Origin of the sequence: Pandoraea oxalativorans, assembly GCF_000972785.3 — a bacterium.
Lineage (GTDB): Bacteria > Pseudomonadota > Gammaproteobacteria > Burkholderiales > Burkholderiaceae > Pandoraea > Pandoraea oxalativorans.
This window is the reverse complement of the sequence record NZ_CP011253.3, coordinates 665,257-683,829: the sequence shown is the minus strand read 5'-3', so window position 1 is coordinate 683,829 and position 18,573 is coordinate 665,257. Positions and strand designations below refer to the sequence as shown.

The window sequence follows — 18,573 nt, the reverse complement described above, 5'->3', positions numbered from 1 at the left end:
TCCCGGCTGGACGTGGGGTCTAGCCATCAACTTATGGCCATCAAGCGGGGCGATAGTCCGGGCGGTACGTCGGCCGATACGCTTTCGCCTGATCGAGCAGCCACTCGCGGAAAACGCTGAGTGGCTGCCCGTGTGTCAGTTCCGTCGGGTAGACAAGGTAGTAGGCCGACTCGGCCACGCTCTTCACGTCGAACGGAATCGTGAGACCGAGCGTCGCCAACTGTCCTTCGACGAAGAACTTCGGCACCAGCGCAATCCCCAACCCTGCTGCCGCGCCCGCAATGAGCATGGTGTGAAGCTCGTAGCGCACGCCCTGCAACGCCCGATGGTCCTCGACGCGCTGCTCGGCAAACCACTGCGACCAGGCGCTCGGACGCGTTGTCGAGTGCAACAGCGGATACGTCAGCAAATCCGCCGCAGTGCGCACCGGTCCCTTCAGGATCGACGGACGGCATACCGGCACCACTTCCTCCCCGAACAGATAATCCGACGACGTACCCGGCCACGTCGGCTGCCCGAAGTGAATCGCCGCCTCGAAGTGCGTCTCGTCGAACGTGAAGAGGTCGGTGTGAACGCCCATGTTCACGCGAACGTCCGGATGCCGGTCGTCGAAGTCCTTCATTCTCGGAATCAACCACTCTGACGCGAACGTCGGCAGCACCGCCAATTCCAGCGAACCGCCGCCGCTGCCGTGGGCCATGATGGACAGGGTGTCGCGATCCAGTTGTTCGAGCGTACGGCGCACCTGCGTGCCATAAAGCCGTCCCGCGCGGGTGAGCACCACGCGCTGCTTGGCGCGTACGAACAGCCGCACGCCCAACTGCGTCTCCAGCGTGGCGATCTGACGCGACACCGCGCTCTCGGTCAGAAACAGCTCGCGGGCCGCGTGGGTAAAGCTTTCGTGCCGGGCGGCCGCCTCGAACGCCAGCAGCGCCGCCGTGCCAGGCGTCTTGAATTTGCGCATGTTGATTCCAAAAACGCATCAAGTGGCAATTTTATCTCGCTTTACGCGAGACGCATCCGTTCCAATAATGCAGTCACTGCAAGAAGGCATGACGGTGCGCCGCATGCCGTGCCCTGACACCTTCACCCTGTGATGCCGCACGAGACGGCGTCCCCCTGCGAGACAACCTGATGCGCAACGCCAACGTGCAGTCCTTGCTGGTTTCCCTGATCGGGGAGGCGCGTACCGACGCGCTTTTCGCCACGCTCAATTCGCCGTCGATCCTGGCCGACTTCGAGCCGGGGCGCGTCACGCGCGCCGAACTGGCGCAAGCCATGAATATGGCGCTGTTCGAAGGGCTGCTCGCGCGCTCGCAAAACGGGCGCACCTACACCGAGGAGGCGATTGCCGCCGGGGGTGGGGTCTACTTCGATCACGGCGCGCTGCGCACCGTGCGCTGGGACCAGAACGGCGCCCTGCCGCCGGGCGAAGCGGCGTTCACGCGCATCCTGCGTCCGCTCGGTTTCAAGCTCAACGGCCGCTATCCGCTGGACCGTCTCGGCATGACGGGGCGCGCCTACGCACACGAAGACGCCCCCGACGAGATCTCGCAATTCTTCGTGAGCGAACTGCACCCCGAGCGTTTCTCGGAGACGTTCCAGCAAGCCGTGTCGCGCGTCGTCGGCACCTCGAAGGACCCGCTGACGCCAGCGGCCATCGGGCAGTTGTGGGAACTGGAGCGCGACGGCACACTGCCGCTTGAGAGCGCGCAGGCGCTGCTGCCGGTGATCGTGGGCGCGTTTGCGCGTCAGCACGACGTGCCGAGCGAGGCGGACTACGAACTGTTGCTGGCAGAATCGGCCGAAATGGCGTGGATCTCCACCGAAGGCAATGCGTTCAACCACGCCACCGACCGCGTGGAAGACGTCTTCGCACTGTCGGACGCCGAGAAGGCCAAGGGCCGCCCGATGAAACCCGAAGTCGAGCGCTCGCGCTCGGGTCGTGTGTTCCAGACGGCCTATCGCGCCGACACCGTGCGTCGCGAGTTCCGTGGCAAGCACGGTGAGACCGTGACGCGCGACGTGCCGGGTTCGTTCTACGAATTCATCACGCGTCACCGCGAGTACGACACCGCCAATCGCTGCTGGAAAATCGACCTTCGCTTCGATGCCGGTAACGCGCAGGGCATTTTCAAGATGACGGCCAACGCCAAGTAATCAACGAATCAACGCTGAATTCCATAAGGGTATTAACGTGAACGCGACCTCCATCCTCAACGAACTGGGTATTGCCAAACTGGCCGAAGCGGGCGACATCGCCGTGCACTCGCCGATCAACGGCGAATTGATCGGCCGCGTGGCCAGCGCGTCGGTCGTCGACGCACAAGCCGCCCTCGCCCGCGCACACAAGGCATTCACTGCATGGCGCAATGTGCCGGCCCCGCGTCGTGGCGAGCTGGTGCGTCTGCTCGGCGAAAAGCTGCGCGACCGCAAGCAGGCACTGGGCGCGCTCGTCACGCTCGAAGCGGGCAAGATACTGCAAGAAGGTCTGGGTGAAGTGCAGGAAATGATCGACATCTGCGACTTCGCCGTCGGCCTGTCGCGTCAACTGTACGGCCTGACGATCGCCTCGGAACGCCCCGGCCACCGCATGGCCGAGACGTGGCATCCGATGGGCGTGTGCACCGTCATTTCCGCCTTCAACTTCCCCGTAGCCGTGTGGTCGTGGAACGCTGCGCTGGCGCTGGTGTGCGGCAACGCGGTGGTGTGGAAGCCGTCGGAGAAGACGCCGCTGACCGCGCTGGCCGTCAACAAGCTGATGGAAGAAGTAATCGCCGAATTCGGCGACGCGCCGGAAGGCCTGACCGCGCTGATCATCGGCGGTCGCGACGTGGGTGAGGCGCTCGTCGCCGATCCGCGCTCGGCCATCGTGAGCGCCACGGGCAGCACCGAAATGGGTCGCAAGGTCGGCGTGGAAGTCGCTCGCCGCTTCGGCCGCTCGATCCTCGAACTCGGCGGCAACAACGCGGGTATCGTGACCGAAAGCGCCAACCCGGAACTGGCCCTGCGCGGCATTCTGTTCTCGGCGGTGGGCACCGCCGGTCAGCGCTGCACCACGCTGCGCCGCCTGTTCGTGCATGAGAGCGTGTACGACAAGACCGTCGACCGTCTGAAAACGCTGTACGGTAAGGTCGCCATCGGCAACCCGCTGGAGCGCGGCACGCTGATGGGCCCGCTGATCGACGAAGGCGCATTCAAGCGCATGCAAGGCGCGCTCGATCAGGCACGTGCACAAGGCGGCAAGGTCACGGGTGGCGAACGTCATACCGTAGCGGGCAACGAAGGCGGTTTCTACGTGACGCCGGCGATTGTGGAAATGCCGTCGCAAACGGAAGTCGTGCTGACGGAAACGTTCGCACCGATTCTCTACGTGCTCAAGTACAGCGACTTCAACGAAGCCATCGACGCCAACAACGCGTCGTCGCACGGCCTGTCGTCGTGCGTGTTCACGAACGACCTGCGCGAAGCCGAGCGCTTCACCTCGTCGGCCGGCAGCGATTGCGGCATCGCCAACGTCAATATCGGACCGAGCGGCGCAGAAATCGGCGGCGCATTCGGTGGCGAGAAGGAAACCGGCGGTGGCCGCGAGTCGGGTTCGGATGCATGGAAGGGTTACATGCGTCGCGCCACGAACACGGTGAACTACTCGTCCGCCCTGCCGCTCGCGCAAGGCATCGACTTCTCGATCGAGTGAAGTCGCGGTAGCGAACCGACATGTACGACTTTACGACGCCCTTCGCGAATCCGGCCGGCTCGCCGATTCGCGAGTTGTTCAAATACTTGTCCGAGCCGGGCATGATCTCCTTCGCCGGCGGTTATCCGGCGAGCGATCTGTTCGACGTCGACGGTCTGGCGGCGGCGCAGGCGCGCGCGTTCGCTCAGCCGACGCGCTGCCTGCAATACGGCCCGACCGACGGCCTCGCGGAACTCAAGGCGCAGATCATCGCGCTCATGGCACAACGCGGCGCACCGTGTGCGTCCGAAGAATTGCTGGTGACGACCGGCTCGCAGCAGGGGCTCGACCTGTTGCTGCGCGTGATGGTCGCACCGGGCGATGTCGTCGTGACGGAACAGCCCGCCTATCCGGCGACGTTGCAGGCGCTGCGTCTTCAACAGGCGAAGATCGTCACTGTGCCGGTCGATGCCGACGGTCTCGACGTCGCACAGTTGAGCATGCTGCTGCGCGACGGCAAGATCGCCGTGCCGAAGCTGCTCTACACGGTGCCGACGTTTGCCAATCCGACAGGCGCCACGCTCTCGCGCGAGCGCCGTATCGCACTGCTGAAGCTGGCCGTGGAATACCGCTTCGTGATCGTCGAAGACGATCCGTACGGCGATCTGCGTTTTGCCGGCGAAGCCGTGCCGACGATGCTCGGTCTGACGGCCGAAGTGCCCGGATCGCGCGACTGGGTGGTGCATTTCTCGAGCCTGTCGAAGATCGTCGCGCCCGGATTGCGGGTGGGCTGGACGGTCGCGCCGCCGGAGATTGCGCGACGTTGCGTCGTCGCCAAGCAGACGGTCGATCTATGCAGTGTGCCGTGGACACAGGCCGTCGCCGCCGAGTATCTCGCGGAAGGGACGCTTACCCGGCATCTGCCGAAGATCACCGAGGCCTACCGTCTCAAGTGTGAAGCGATGTGCAACGCGCTGCGCGACAAGCTCGGCGATGCGATTCGGTTCCACGCACCGCAGGGCGGCATGTTCGTGTGGGCGCGTCTGGCGGCGGTGAAGACGAGTGCACTGTTGCCGAATGCGATTGCCGAGAAGGTGCTGTTCGTGCCTGGCACGGCATTCTTTGCCGACAACGCGGACGAAGCGTCGCTGCGCCTGTCGTTCGCGGCCCCGGCCGTGACGGCGATTGAAGAAGGTGTGGCACGTCTCGCACGAGCGATGGACGCGACGGGCAAGTAAGTCGCGTCATCATGACAAGGGCCTCGCGCACCATCCGAATGCGACGGTGCGCGAGGCCCTTGGCGTTTATGTCGCCCCGGCGTCAGCGCTTACAGCTTCACGCAGACGTTACGCAGCTCCGTGTAGAACTCCAGCGAGTGCACGCCGCCTTCGCGTCCGATGCCCGACTGCTTTGCACCGCCGAACGCCGTGCGCAGGTCACGCAGGAACCACGCATTGATCCAGCACACGCCCACTTCCAGCGCAGCACCCATGCGGTGTGCGCGGCTGACGTCCGACGTCCACACCGTGGCGGCCAGCCCGTAAGGCGTGGCATTCGCCATCTCGATCACTTCCTCTTCCGTATCGAAGGGCGCGATGTGGCAGCACGGCCCGAAGATCTCCTCGCGGATCACCGACGCCGTCTCCGGCAGGCCCGTCCAGATAGTCGGCTGCACCCACGCGCCGTCTTTCATCGACGCAGGCATGTCGGGAACGCCGCCACCGGTCACGACCGTCGCCCCTTCTTCGCGCGCCTTCGCGTAGTACGACAACACCTTCTCGCGATGCACCTGCGACACGAGCGGGCCGAAGGTCGTGCCTGGCGCGTACGGATCGCCGATCTTCAGCGATTCGGCACGCTCCTTGAGCGCCGCCACGAAGCGCTCGAAGATCGGGCGCTGCACGTACACGCGCTCCGTGCCGAGACACACCTGACCGCTGTTATCGAACGCCGAGCGCGTGATGCCCGCGACGGCTTTGTCGAAGTCGGCGTCCGCAAATACGATGCCCGGGTTCTTGCCGCCCAGCTCGAACGACACCGGCCGCACGCCATTGGCTGCGGCCTTCATGATCGCTTCGCCGGTACGCGTCTCGCCGGTGAAGGTGATGCCGTTCACGCCCGGATGCTCCGTCAGGAACGCACCCGCCGAGTCCGGCCCAAAGCCGTGCACGACGTTGTAGACGCCCGGCGGCACGCCGACTTCGTTCATGACCTCGCCGAGCAGCGTGGCGGTCGCGGGCGTTTCTTCCGACGGCTTCACGACCACGGTGTTACCGAACGCCAGTGCCGGGCCGACCTTCCACGTCATGAGCAGCAACGGCAGATTCCACGGGCAGACGACGGCGATCACGCCGCGCGGCGTGCGCTCGCCATAGTTGAGCGCGTTACCGCCGTCGGGCGTCGTCATCGCAAACGACTCGGTCGGCACGTTCTTGATCATGTCGGCGAACACCTTGAAGTTCGCCGCACCGCGCGGGATGTCGAGATGGCTCGCGAGTCCGTGCGGCTTGCCGGTGTCCGCAATCTCTGCGGCCAGAAAGTCGTCGAAGCGGCGGTTGATGCCGTCGGCCACCGCGTGCAGCAGTTCCACGCGCTGTGCGACGGTCATCTTGCCCCACGGGCCGTGAAGCGCAGCGCGGGCGGCGCGCACGGCGGTGTCGACTTCGCTGCGCCCGGCTTCGTGGACGAGCCCAATCACGCTGTTGTCCACCGGATTACGGTTCTCGAAGGTGCGCTGGCTGGACACCCACTCACCGTTGATGAAGTTCTGGAAATCCTTCATGTCTCACGCTCTCTGTCTGGTTGGATGCGGATGAGCGTCAGCCCCCCAATACCCGATCACGGGCAAGGCGCTGACGTCGGCATGGAGCACACAATAAATCCGTCGCCCGATCCTCGTCAACATTTTCTCGAGAATTTTTATTTATCTCGATTATTTGTCGATTTTGCGACAATCCGAAGGAAGCCGCTTATACTTTCGGCACTCGTTCCTACATGTCCTGACCGCCTGACATATGCATAGCCCGACCGCCCCCTCCGCCCCGGCTGCGCCCGCCGCAGATGCCACGTTGGCGCAAAGCGCCTACATGCGTCTGCGCAACGACATCGTCGAGGGGCATCTCGCGCCGGGCGAGAAGCTGCGCGTCGAGCATCTGAAGGATCGGTATGAAGTGGGTGCGGGAACGCTGCGCGAGGCGCTGGCGCTACTGGTGGCGGACGCACTCGTCGTCCAGCACGGCCATCGCGGTTTTCGGGTGACGCCGATCTCGCTGGCCGATTTCATCGATATCACCGAGACACGCGTGCAGTTGGAGACCGAGGCGCTACGCCAGTCGGTCGCGTTGGGAGACGATGCGTGGGAAGCCGATCTGACGAGCGCCTTCCACCTGCTCACGCTCGCCGAGGAACGGCTGGGGAAGGATGGCGAGCAGGACGTCGGGCAATTTGCCCACTGGGAAGCGCGAAACCGCGCGTTTCATGAGGTGCTGATTCGTGCGTGTCCGTCGCGCTGGCTGCATCACTTTCTGACGATTCTCTATCGCCAGTCCGAGCGCTATCGACGGCTGTCGATCACGCACCGCCCGGTGCCGCGCGACGTCCATGAAGAGCATCAGGCCATCTTCGACGCGTGCCTCGCACGCGACGCCGAGCGCGCAGCAACGCTGCTCGCCGCCCACATCCGCAAGACGCTGGAAGCCGTTCGCGAACTGCCCGACGCAGTGATCAACGCCGGGACGGTGCCGCTCGCGGCTGTTCGCTAAGCGGGTGGTGAGCGGGTAAGCGGATAAGCGCAGCCTCTCAGCACGGCAAGCTGTCGCGCACGATCTGCGCGAAGTAGCGCGCGCCGAGCGGCAAGATGGCGTCGTTGAAGTCGTAGCAGGCGTTGTGCAGCGGAATCGCGCCGGGCTCGTCGCCGCTACCGTTGCCGATAAACGCGAAGTTTCCCGGCACATGCTGCAAGAACACGCCGAAGTCTTCCGACGCCATCACCGGCGCGATCTCCGCGTCGACCATCCCCTCACCGGCCACGGTTCGCGCGGCACGAACGGCCAGCGCCGTGTTGTCGGCCCAGTTCATCGTCGGCGCAAACTCGTGCGTGTATTCGAACTCGCAGTGCGCGCCGTGCATCGCACACGCGCCCATGCAGATGTCGCGCATGCGTGCTTCGAGCAGTTGCTGCACATCCGGCGTGTAGCTGCGTGTGTCGCCCCGAATTTCGACGTTCGTCGGAATCGCGTTGCGAATGCCGTCCGTGATGAACTCGGTGCACGACACCACCGCCGAGAGTCCCGGGTCGACGCTGCGCGACACCACCGTTTGCAACGCCACGACAATCTGTGCGCCAATCACGAGGGGATCGACGCCCATGTGCGGCCGCGCCGCGTGCGTGCCCTTGCCACGAATCCGAATGACGAAGTTGTCCTCGCTGGCCATGATGCCGCCCACGCGTGTGGCAATACGCCCCGTCGGAATGCCCGGCATGTTGTGAACGCCGTAGATCGCATCGATGGGAAAGCGCTCAAGCAGCCCGTCGGCAATCATCGCCTTTGCACCGCGACCATGCTCCTCGGCGGGTTGGAAGATGAAGCGCACCGTGCCGTTGAAGTCGCGCGACTCGGCGAGCAGCTTCGCGGTCCCCAGCACCATCGACATATGCCCGTCGTGACCGCAGGCGTGCATCTTGCCGGGGACTTGCGACGCGTAGTCGCGCCCCGATGCCTTCTCGTCGATCATCAACGCATCCATGTCGGCACGAATACCGATCGCGCCCGTGCCGTCGCCGACGCGCAGATTCGCCACAATCCCGGTGCCGCCGATGTTGCGATGCACGTCCAGCCCGAGGCTCTCGAGAATCGTCGCCACCGTCTGCGAGGTGCCGACTTCCTCGAACCCCGTCTCGGGTTGACGATGGAACGCGTGCCGCCATCCGGTGAGCGCCCTGGCGAAATACGTCTCTTGTTCGATGTCGTGACTCATACCTGGCTCCGGCAATAGGCGTGTTGGGTGACAAGATTAGCGTGCGAGCCACGCCTGCTGGCGTGCTTCGACCGACGTGGCTGGCTCGCCCACCAGTTCGGCGTAGACGGACGGGGCCGTCGCGCCCTCGGTGCTGATGAGCAATACCCGCGAGTCTGACGTGAGGCCGAGCGCCGCCGCCATCGCTGGCGTAGCCGCCGCCGGCATCAGCCCCGCCAGCCCGGCCACGCCGGACTCTCCGGCGACGAACGGCACATCGTTGTCGGTGCCACGGGCCAGCCGCTGCATCGCCTGCACCGCCTGCGCGTCCGTGACGGTCATGAACGCGTCGACCGACGCCTGGAGGAAACGCCACGCAAGGGGCGACGTCTCGCCACACGCCAGCCCGGCCATCACGGAATCGACCGATCCGGACGCCGACGTGGCTTTTCCCGCGATGGCGCTCCGATACAGACAGTCCGCCTGCTCGGGCTCGACGACCACGAACGTCGGACGCCACACGCCCCAGCGCTCCCACAGATAGCTCACGATGCCCGCCGCCAGTCCACCCACACCGCCTTGCAGGAAAACGTGCGTGACGGGGCAGGCCGAGTCCTGTTGCGACGCATCGCCATCCAGCGCTTCCGAGACTTCTGCCGCCACCGTGCCGTAACCTTGCATGACGTCGCGCGGGATGACTTCATACCCCTCGTAGGACGTATCCGAAACCACATGCCAGCCGTGACGCGACGCCAGCGCGGCCGCTTCTTCGACAGAGGCGTCGTAGTTGCCTGCGATGCGCACGATCTCCGCGCCATACGCCGCAATCGCTTGCTCCCGCTCGTCGCTCACGTGCGCATGCAAAACGATCACGCAGCGGCAGCCGATGCTTTGCGCCGCAGCCGCCAGCGCGCGACCGTGGTTGCCGTCCGTCGCGCTGATCGCCGTGAAACCGGCCAGCGCGTTGCGATGCTCGCCACCCAGCAACGACTTCGCGGTGAAACCCTTCGCCTCGAACTGACGCAACAACAGGCGCACGAGGGCAATCGGCGCGCCCAGCGCCTTGAAACTGCCGAGTGCGGAGCGTAGCGCTTCGTCCTTCACCAGCACGTTGCCCACGCCGAGTGACGCCGCCAAATCCGGCAGCGAACGCAGCGGCGTAGCGCCGGGTGTCAGTCCGTCCCAGTGTGCAAGCCACTCACGACTCTGCTGTGCGCGAGCGATGCTCATGATGTCCTGAAGGTCGGCCGGGTACGGCGCGCGCGTGGCTTGCGGATTGACGTAAAACATGGGGGGCTCCGGTATTGCGGGATGTGACGGGATGTTCCTGAGTGCAGCCGCGGATCTACTGCGACACGCCCAATCGCTGCGCGACGACGTCGAGCAACACCTCGGCACCGCGAACGAGTTGGTCGTCATCGGTATGTTCGCGCGGGTTGTGGCTGATGCCGCCCCGGCTCGGCACGAAGATCATCGCGGCCGGGGCGATGCGCGCGATCATCTGCGCGTCGTGTCCTGCGCCCGACGTCATGCGCTTGTACGACAGACCGCGACGCTTGACGCAGGCTTCGATCACATCGGCCAGCTCGGCGTTGAAGACCACCGGCGTGAAGCGCGCCAGACGCTCCGTCGAAATGCGCACGCCTTCGGCCTGCGCGATCTTCGTGAGGAAATCGGCCAGACGTGCCTCGCTCTCGGCAAGACGCGCTTCGCTCGGATCGCGCATGTCCACGGTGAACACCGCGCGGCGCGCAATCACGTTGATGACACCCGGTTCGAACTTCATCGTGCCCACGGTTGCGAGCGTCGTGCCGGATTCGACGGCAATCCGGCGCAGTTCGGTCACCGTCGCCGAGGCCACGTAGCCCGCATCGTGACGCAGACGCGTCGGCGTCGTGCCCGCATGGTTGGCGTTGCCCTGCACGGTGATCTGCTGCCACGAGATGCCCTGCAAGTTCTCGACGACGCCGATCTCCAGCCCCTCGGCTTCGAGAATCGGCCCCTGCTCGATGTGCAGTTCGAGATATTCGTGAGGGACGAGCATGCCCGGCGCCATGTCACCGGCGTAGCCGATGCGCGCGAGTTCATCGCCCAGACGCGCGCCGTCCGTGCCGATAGCATCGAGCGCTTCGTCCACCGACAGCCCGCCCGCGTGCACGAGCGAGCCCATCATGTCGGGGTGAAAGCGCGCGCCCTCCTCGTTGGTGAACGCCGCCACCGTGATCGGACGCGACGGCGCGATGCCTGCGTCGCGAAACGCCCGCACGACGGCCAGGCCGCCGAGCACGCCGTAGCATCCGTCGAGTGCACCGGCGTTGACGACGGTATCGATGTGCGAGCCCATCATCAGCGGGCGGGGTACTTCACCCGACGCGTCCTTCGTCGCCGAAGGCAACGTACCGAAGATGTTGCCGATGCGGTCGATCTGCACATCGAGATCCAGCGCGCGCATCCACGCGACGACCTGATCGCGACCGGCTTTCTCGTCGTCGGTCAGCGCAACGCGCGTGCGGCCACCTGCGACGGGATCGGTGCCGATCTCGCCGAGTTCGCGAAGTTGTTGGAGCAGGACGGCGCCATTCAGGCGAAGCGCGGGGGTTTTCGTGTCGGACATGAGGCGGTCGGTTGTTCTCGTAGGGGGCGAAAGCGCGCTGCGGTACGGACTTCGGAGGGTCGCCGCTAGCGGAGTATCATCGGACAGCCTGAATAATATTCCGCCGTGCGCGTACGATTTGCGCGTTTTAGGCGTCTTAATCGAATTTTTATTTCGCAAATGAGCCTCGACAGTTACGACATCGCCCTCCTTGCGGCGATTCAGCGGGATGCGACAACGCCTCAGCATGCGCTGGGGGCGCAGGTCAATCTGTCGTCTGCGGCGGTGAACCGGCGACTGAAAAAGCTTGCGGAGGAAGGCGTGACGCGCAAGACCGTCTCGCTGGTCGACCCGGAGCAGGTCGGCTATCCGCTCACGATCATCACGGAAGTCGAAGTCGAGAACGAACGTCTTGATCTGCTCGACGCGATGAAGCGGAGTTTTCTCGCGTGCCCGCAGGTGCAGCAGTGCTATTACGTCGCGGGGGAATGCGACTTCGTGGTGATCATGGTCGTGCAGAACATGGCGCAGTACACGGCGCTCACGCGCACGCTCTTCTTCGAGAGCAACAACGTCAAACGCTTCAAGACGCTCGTCTCGATGAGCAACGTGAAGGTCGGGCTGGAGGTCCCGCTGGACGCCGTCGCAGCGTAGCGCGTCGACGGCGCAGAAATCAGGCCGTCGAACGTGGCGTGGCGATTTCGTCGCGCAGCAGCTCGACGTAAGCACGCATGGTGGCGATGCGGCGTTCTCCGATGCGCCGCGCCGTAGCGGTCGTCAATCCGTCGGCGAGATGCAGAAGCTTGGTCTCGAAGTGATCGAGTGCAAAGCGCCGGTCGTCCAGCTCGCGATCCGTGGCGAAAGGATCGAGCGGATCGTAAAGCCGCGAGCCATTGCGACCTGCGACGTAGAACGTGCGGGCGATGCCGATGGCACCGATGGCATCGAGCCGGTCGGCGTCGCGCAGCACGCGCGCCTCGTTCGTCCGGGGTTCGATCGCTGCCGAGAAGCTATGCGCTTCGATGACGTGCGCGGTGGCATCGATGCGGGCGGCGTTCCAACCAAGTGTGCGCAGTACCTCGCTCGCCTTCTCCGCCGAGAGCCGCGACGCCTGTGCGCGGCGCGGGTCCGTTTTCTCCACTTGCACGCAGTCGTGCAGCAGCACCGAGACCGCCAGCATCTCGAGGTCGAGCGCCGGGTCGTCGGCGGCGATTTCCGCCACCAGTTTCCACACGCGAATCAGATGCGACCAGTCGTGCGAGCCGTCGTCGCTATCCTGCCCGTCGGCGCAAACCCCCATGATCCGGAGCACGGCGGCGATCACGTCGCCATAGGGGAAGAAGGCTTGCAGCAGCGGATGCGTCGTAGTGTTCATAGCGTTCGGATTGTCTGTGCACCGGTCTTGCCGCTCTCAATGACGAAGCGTTTGCTCGTCGGGACGGTGCCACGCAAATCCCCCTCGAACCGTGAAGCGCGAAGGGGTGTCTGCTACAGACGCTTGGCTTGCCGAATGCTTCGCAGGAAAGCACGCGTGCGCTCCTGCTGCGGGTCGCCGAAAATCTGCTCAGGCGGCCCCTCCTCGCATACCGCGCCGTCGCACAGGAAGCAGACCTTCGAGGCCACTTCGCGTGCGAAGCCCATCTCGTGCGTGGCGAGCAGCATCGTCATGCCCTCGTGCGCCAGATCGCGCACGATGTTGAGCACTTCGGACACCAGCTCCGGGTCGAGGGCCGATGTGATTTCGTCGAGCAACAACACCATCGGGTCCATCGCCAGAGCACGCACGATGGCCACGCGTTGTTGCTGCCCGCCCGACATGCGGTCCGGATACTCGTTCGCCTTATGCGCCAGACCGAAGCGTTCCAGCAACGCCATCGCGCGATCTTCCGCTTCGCGTCGGGGTTGCTTTAGCACGCGAATCGGCGCGAGTGTGACGTTCTCCAGCACCGTCATGTGCGGGAACAGATTGTAGCCCTGAAACACGATACCGATGTCCCGACGCAGCGAATTGACGTCCACGCCGGGGCCGGTAATGCGGTCGCCGTGCACGAGAATCTCGCCCGCGTCGATCGACTCCAGTCCGTTGATACAGCGCAGCAACGTCGACTTGCCGGAACCGGACGGACCGATCAGGCACACCACCTGATGCTCCTCCACCGTCATCGCCAGACCGTTGATGACCGATACGTCGCCGTACGACTTGGCAATGTCGCGAATCTCGATGAATGACATGGTCGTTCGCTCCTCAGGCACCGCCGGCACGCATGCGGGCGCGGTCGCGTTTGGCCATCCGTTCCACGAAGCGCACCTGCGGAACCGAGATGATGATGAACAGGATGGCGACGGTCGTTGCCGCCGACAGGTTGTAGTGGTTCGACGCGATCACCATCGACTGGTTGAAGGCGTCGATCACCCCGACGACGTTCACGAGCGCCGTGTCCTTCTGCAACGCGATGAAGGCGTTGAGCAGCGGCGGAATGATCTGCCGGATGCCCTGCGGCAACACCACGAAGCGCAACGTCTGCGTGTACGACAGGCCCAGCGAGCGCGCCGCCGCCACTTGTGACCAGTGCACGCCCTGAATCCCGGCGCGATAGATCTCCGCCACGTAGGCGCCGACGGTCAGCGTCAACGCGATCACGACGTAGGTGGTGAGCGACAGGTCCTTCAGGATCGGCACGCCGGTGAGCGGCAGGCCGAAACCCACCAGATAGATCACCAGCACCGCAGGCATCGCGCGAAAGATGTCGACGTAAGCCGTAGCGATGAAGCGCAGCGGCTTGCCTGCATTGCCCGGTGCGAACATGGCGAGTGCGACGACCAGGCCCCAGATCAGCACGAAGACTTCCGCAATCAGGAAGATCTTCACGTTCACCCAGAAGGCGTCGAGTACGAGCGGGAACGTCTTGACGATGAGCGGGACGAGGAAGAACGTCTTCGCCACCGCCAGGTCGTTCGCCAGCACGAACTGCAACGCGAGCACGACGATCAGTTGCGCAAGCGTGTAGCCCAGCGTGATCCAGCTTTGTACCCCGGCTTCGGCCTTCGCCACACGCGCCGCGACGATGTCACGGCGCGACGTGGCGCGACCGAAGTCCCGGTAACGCGCAAATGCACGCACCAGCGGAATGAGCACGAGCAACGAGGCCAGCCCAAGCAGAACCGTACCGACGGGCACCCACCAGCCACCCAGTTGATTGACCATCAACCCTTCACGCAGGGCGGCGATCGTATAAACGCTGCTGGCGACGGCAATCGCCGCGCCCAGCAATGCGCACAGACACAGCACCGTCGGCGCAGACGGCGTGCCGCCCACGTTCAGACGGCGCTCCCGGCCCATGCCGCCGAGGATGGACCCCGGCGCCTTTTGAGAGGATTCGCTCATATGGATAGACTCGGGTCGCGACGCCTCACGGCGTCAGGATCGGCAGCTTGGCGGGATCGGCACCGAGGCTCGGCACGAGGTATTGCGTCGCCAGACGGTCGAACGTGCCGTCCTTCTTCATCTCGGCGATCAGCTTGTTGAAGGCGGCGAGATTCGGCGAATCCTTGTTGACGAGACCGCCCCACTGTTCGCTCGTGTCGTAGCGGCCGACGACTTCGAAACGGCCTTCGGACTTCTTCGCGATGGACAGCACGTTCGGCGTGTCGTACAGCACGGCGTCGACCTGACCGGCGGCGAGTGCGGCGTACATGGCGGCGGCGTCGGTGTAGACCTTCGGGTGTTCGGCGACCTTCACCTTGTCCGTCAGATAAGGCAGGATCGTGGTGCCTTGCTTCACGCCCAGACGCATCTTCTTGATGCTGTCCTTGTCGACCTTGGTGCCCGTCTTCACGAGAACGCCCTGATCCGAACTGAAGTACGGATCGGTGAAGTTGACGACCTTCTTGCGCTCGTCGGTGATGGTGATTTCGCTCAGCGCAATATCGAAGCCCTTGGCCTGCCCCGTCACCACTTGCGCGAACGAGCGGTTGACGACGATCACGCGATCCAGACCGGCGCGGTGGGCCATGTTGGCGGCCATGCAGTATTCGAAGCCGTCCTTGATGGTGTCGGGCGAATCGCCGTTCCACCAGCCCGGTGCGGGCAACACGGGACGCACCGACAGTGCGCCCGGCGTAACCGTTTCGAGTTTGACCGAGCCGCGCGTGCCGGTGACCTGGCAGTTGCCGAAGTCCGGCGCTGCGCAGGCGGCCGTCGACACGACGCAGAGGCCGCCCAGCACGAGCGGAATGAGCAGCGAGCGCAGATGAGTCGTCTTGCGGGTTGCGCGGTTCTTGTCTTGCTGTTCGATCGGTTTCATGAGGGGGTCTCTCCTTGCGTCTTTGGTCTGTGATTCGGGGCGCGAGCGCGGGGGCTTCAGTGTTGCAGCGGGTCAGGCGGGCAATGCCGCAGCCGGTTGAGCGATGCCGCCATGCGGCTTGCCCGAGGCGACGTCGCCCCACAGGACGGCGTGATCGTCGGGCAAGGCGCGGGAGTTGGGCATCGACAGCCACAGGCGCATGAGCATGCGGTCCTGACCGGTCTGCACATCGTCCACGAAAGCCGTACGGCCGTGGTACACGATGTGGTTGTTGAGCAACTGAATGTCGCCCGGCGCGAAACGCATCTGGAAGCACTCTTCTTCTGCCAGCGCCATGAGCATCTGGATGGCTTCGTGTTCGGCGTCGCTCAGCTTGCGCACGCCCGGCAGCATCTGGGCGTTCTCAATATAGGTGAGAGAGAAGTGGCTCGTCAGCTTACCGTCTCGCACGCCGAAGATCGGCAGGTCATAAGCGATGTGTTCGCCACCGGCTTCTTCGCCGAAACGGCTGCGCGGAATCGGTTTGCACAGCAGTGCATGCAGATCCGGACGGCGCTTGAGCATCTCGTTGTAGACGGTAGCACTGCTCGCTAGTTTGCTCACGCCGCCTTCCGAAGCCTGACGCACGCACAGCAAACCGACCACGTCGCAACGGTCCGTGTGAAAGCGCAGTTGTCCCGGTGAGAGGGTACGCGCGCCGGAGGAGAGGAATGGCTTGCCCGAGCTGTCGACGGTCGCGCCGTAGAGCTTCGCACCGACGCCCATGCCTTCGTCCTTGATCTCGCGCATGACTTCGCCACGGCAGTTCTGGAACATCGGTGTGCCAAGGTGTGCACCCAGCGCGTACCAGATACGGCGCAGTTGTTCGGCGTCATAACGGCTGACGTCGAGACCGCGAATCTTGACCATGCCGGAGCCGTTTTCGAGTTCTTCACGAACATCGTCAAAGAACGCGCCCGCGTCGGGCAGCGGGAAGTTCTGACGATTGATGTTGCGCCAGTCGACGTTGTGCGTTTGCGCCAGCGCGGCATCGATCTGATCGAGCACGTGTGCCGGGAACGTTTTGACCCAACGGTCGTTGTTCACCATTTCGGCACCGCGCCAGACGGCAGCGCCCTGAAGACTCTTGGACTCGGACATGAAACCTCCTGATAGATGTAATGAGTAGTTCGTCCTGCGTTGTATATACATGTAAAGACATTACACCCAGTTTTTCGATTCCGGCAATCAGGGGTTGCGTCGAATCAGGGAAAGTCCTAGCGCTGGAAAACAACACAGCGGCAAGGTGTCCTGGGTGCGCTCTACATCGCAGTGCGGGCGCGCGCAGCGCCTCTCTGGCAGACGACAGACGAGACAAGCAACGGGCTCATGGCCCCGCGCGGGACGGCCCGAACAGCCGGGTACGCAGAACCCGGGTCACATGGACTATACGCGAACAAAATTGTGCCCGTATATCATTTATTACTTTCGTATACGATTTTAAACGTGTCAGGGCGACGGATGGCGAAGAGAGATGTCGCTTAAGCCTTCCCGTTCAATCGGAAATACGCCATCACTTCGCGTTGCGTTTGTTCCAAATGTTTGCGCAGCAGGCGTACAGCGGCTTTCGTGTCGCCCGCAGCGCAGGCCTGGTGGATGGCGATGTGCTCGTCGGTCGAGCGCTGGTGGTCGTTGACGGCCGAGAGGTGCGCGCGCAGAAAACGTCCCATACGCTCCTGTGCTGCCTGCGCCGTGGCGACGAGGCGCGGGCGGTTCGCGGGCGCGTAAAGCGCCTGATGAAATGCGAGATTCAGTTCGCTCCACGATTGCGGTGTGTCCGCCTTCGCGTAACGCTTGAGCAATTGTTCGGCCAGCGCGAGATCGCTCGGCGCCATGTTCGGCACCGCGATCTCAAGCGCGCGACATTCGAGTGCGATGCGCATGTCGAGCATCTCGACGCAATCGCTTACCGTGAGCGGCGACACCATCGCCCCCGCATGACGCTTGAGCGTCACCCATCCCTCGGATTGCAGACGCATCAGCGCCTCGCGCACCGGAATCTTGCTCACGCCCATTTGCGCCGCGATCTCGTCCTGACGAATCGGCGCACCTTCCGGCAGTTCGCCCGACACGATCTGACGGCGAATGGCGTCGTAAGCGCGGTCTGCCGTCGAGAGTGAAGCTTCGTCGAGCGTGGCAGTGGCGGCAAGGTTGCCGGTCGCGTCGCCGCGTGAGGATTTGGTCACAGCGCAGAACCCGTGGAGGCCGAAATGGATAACGCAACGATTATACAAATTCCCAATTCCGTATACGTCTCAACTTCATCGCTCGCTTGAGTTTTTCTCGGACATCCGGCTACCGCATGCCCGCTCAAGCGTTCCGCGTCGATTGTTCCGCCCATGCAACTTTAAGTTACCGGGACACATATTTATTGCCGCTTATCGCATCGATATGATGAGCGCCACCTGCGGCAGCACATCACGCAGGAACGCATCAATGCCGACGTCTCTGTCGAATGAAATTCGCTTTTTGGATGAAAACAATCACCATGCATCGTTTCAATATTCAGTGGTTTGCACGGGTGCTGATGTCGGCCCTGTTCCTGATCGCCGGGGTTCGCAAAATCTTCGCTTTCAAGGCGACCGTCGGCTATTTCGCGGCCATCGGCCTGCCCTTCGCGGAAGTCGTGACCGCGCTGGTCATCGTGATCGAAGCCGGTGGTGCCATCGCACTGATTCTCGGCTGGCGTCTCAAGCCGCTGGCGCTCCTGCTCGCGATCTACACCGTGGCAACGGCGCTCATCGGCCATAAGTTCTGGGCCGCCGATCCCGCACAGTTCAGCGCTCAACTGAATAACTTCTTCAAGAACATTGCGATTGCCGGTGGGTTCCTTCTGCTGGCGGCGCAACCGGATACTTCTTCGTCGAAGGCGTAAGCCGGTTACCCCGTCGGTCGGTCCGACGCCATCGGGCGCGTACGTCCGGACAACACCCCGAGCGGCTTACGGCCCTCGGGGTGTTCGTTTTAAGCAGATGCCGAAAACACAACGCATCGACGTTGGAGAA

Annotated in this window: 17 protein-coding genes; 6 read left to right on the top strand and 11 right to left on the bottom strand. The window is 63.8% G+C overall.

Translation table 11 applies throughout. The annotated features are described in order from the left end of the window. Positions 1-40 precede the first annotated feature (40 nt). A complete protein-coding gene (locus MB84_RS03140) occupies positions 41-964 on the bottom strand; it encodes a LysR family transcriptional regulator (protein ID WP_039395699.1) in 924 nt (307 codons plus the stop codon). A 170-nt stretch (positions 965-1,134) separates the two neighbouring features. Between MB84_RS03140 and MB84_RS03135 the strand changes: the two genes are divergently transcribed. From MB84_RS03135 to MB84_RS03125, 3 genes are read left to right on the top strand one after another with little or no spacing between them, the layout of a single operon-like run. After that, a complete protein-coding gene (locus tag MB84_RS03135; RefSeq protein WP_046290721.1) occupies positions 1,135-2,160 on the top strand; it encodes a DUF1338 domain-containing protein in 1,026 nt (341 codons plus the stop codon). Between the two features lie 37 nt (positions 2,161-2,197). Continuing rightward, positions 2,198-3,697 (top strand): L-piperidine-6-carboxylate dehydrogenase, encoded by a 1,500-nt coding sequence (gene amaB, locus MB84_RS03130; protein ID WP_046290720.1) that lies wholly within the window; start codon positions 2,198-2,200, stop codon positions 3,695-3,697. 20 nt (positions 3,698-3,717) lie between these two features. Next, the gene (locus MB84_RS03125; RefSeq protein WP_046290719.1) at positions 3,718-4,914 is read left to right on the top strand and encodes an aminotransferase-like domain-containing protein; all 1,197 of its coding nucleotides are present in this window, start codon (positions 3,718-3,720) and stop codon (positions 4,912-4,914) included. Between the two features lie 89 nt (positions 4,915-5,003). Here MB84_RS03125 and MB84_RS03120 read toward each other — a convergent pair whose 3' ends face one another. Further along, positions 5,004-6,458: a 2-hydroxymuconic semialdehyde dehydrogenase gene (locus MB84_RS03120; protein WP_046290718.1), complete on the bottom strand. Its 1,455-nt coding sequence runs from the start codon at positions 6,456-6,458 to the stop codon at positions 5,004-5,006. A 232-nt stretch (positions 6,459-6,690) separates the two neighbouring features. On the opposite strand from MB84_RS03120, the gene MB84_RS03115 reads away from it, so the two are divergent. Next, a complete protein-coding gene (locus tag MB84_RS03115; RefSeq protein WP_046290717.1) occupies positions 6,691-7,437 on the top strand; it encodes a GntR family transcriptional regulator in 747 nt (248 codons plus the stop codon). A gap of 37 nt (positions 7,438-7,474) precedes the next feature. Here MB84_RS03115 and MB84_RS03110 read toward each other — a convergent pair whose 3' ends face one another. Genes MB84_RS03110 through MB84_RS03100 form a run of 3 tightly spaced genes read right to left on the bottom strand, consistent with a single transcriptional unit; the run spans position 7,475 to position 11,246 of the window. Continuing rightward, the gene (locus MB84_RS03110) at positions 7,475-8,653 is read right to left on the bottom strand and encodes a M20 aminoacylase family protein (RefSeq protein ID WP_046290716.1); all 1,179 of its coding nucleotides are present in this window, start codon (positions 8,651-8,653) and stop codon (positions 7,475-7,477) included. 36 nt (positions 8,654-8,689) lie between these two features. Next, a complete protein-coding gene (locus MB84_RS03105; protein ID WP_046290715.1) occupies positions 8,690-9,922 on the bottom strand; it encodes a diaminopropionate ammonia-lyase in 1,233 nt (410 codons plus the stop codon). 55 nt (positions 9,923-9,977) lie between these two features. Continuing rightward, positions 9,978-11,246: a Zn-dependent hydrolase gene (locus MB84_RS03100; protein WP_046290714.1), complete on the bottom strand. Its 1,269-nt coding sequence runs from the start codon at positions 11,244-11,246 to the stop codon at positions 9,978-9,980. Positions 11,247-11,405: 159 nt separating this feature from the next. Between MB84_RS03100 and MB84_RS03095 the strand changes: the two genes are divergently transcribed. Next, complete coding sequence (locus MB84_RS03095; RefSeq protein WP_046290713.1) at positions 11,406-11,879, top strand: Lrp/AsnC family transcriptional regulator; 474 nt, start codon at positions 11,406-11,408, stop codon at positions 11,877-11,879. Between the two features lie 19 nt (positions 11,880-11,898). On the opposite strand, the gene MB84_RS03090 is transcribed toward MB84_RS03095, so the two are convergent. The 6 genes from MB84_RS03090 to MB84_RS03065 form a co-directional block, all read right to left on the bottom strand. After that, the gene (locus MB84_RS03090; RefSeq protein ID WP_052652905.1) at positions 11,899-12,600 is read right to left on the bottom strand and encodes an HD domain-containing protein; all 702 of its coding nucleotides are present in this window, start codon (positions 12,598-12,600) and stop codon (positions 11,899-11,901) included. 113 nt (positions 12,601-12,713) lie between these two features. Continuing rightward, positions 12,714-13,457, bottom strand: a complete 744-nt coding sequence (locus MB84_RS03085) for an amino acid ABC transporter ATP-binding protein (RefSeq protein WP_046293348.1) — start codon at positions 13,455-13,457, stop codon at positions 12,714-12,716. A gap of 13 nt (positions 13,458-13,470) precedes the next feature. Then, complete coding sequence (locus tag MB84_RS03080) at positions 13,471-14,610, bottom strand: amino acid ABC transporter permease (RefSeq protein WP_046290712.1); 1,140 nt, start codon at positions 14,608-14,610, stop codon at positions 13,471-13,473. A gap of 25 nt (positions 14,611-14,635) precedes the next feature. Continuing rightward, positions 14,636-15,529 carry an ABC transporter substrate-binding protein gene (locus MB84_RS03075; protein WP_052652903.1) on the bottom strand — a complete coding sequence of 298 codons (894 nt, stop codon included), beginning with the start codon at positions 15,527-15,529 and terminating at the stop codon, positions 14,636-14,638. A gap of 72 nt (positions 15,530-15,601) precedes the next feature. Beyond that, positions 15,602-16,669 (bottom strand): TauD/TfdA family dioxygenase, encoded by a 1,068-nt coding sequence (locus tag MB84_RS03070; RefSeq protein ID WP_046290711.1) that lies wholly within the window; start codon positions 16,667-16,669, stop codon positions 15,602-15,604. Between the two features lie 380 nt (positions 16,670-17,049). After that, positions 17,050-17,754 (bottom strand): GntR family transcriptional regulator, encoded by a 705-nt coding sequence (locus MB84_RS03065; protein ID WP_084009583.1) that lies wholly within the window; start codon positions 17,752-17,754, stop codon positions 17,050-17,052. A gap of 302 nt (positions 17,755-18,056) precedes the next feature. Between MB84_RS03065 and MB84_RS03060 the strand changes: the two genes are divergently transcribed. Then, a complete protein-coding gene (locus MB84_RS03060) occupies positions 18,057-18,443 on the top strand; it encodes a DoxX family protein (protein ID WP_046293345.1) in 387 nt (128 codons plus the stop codon). Positions 18,444-18,573: the final 130 nt, after the last annotated feature.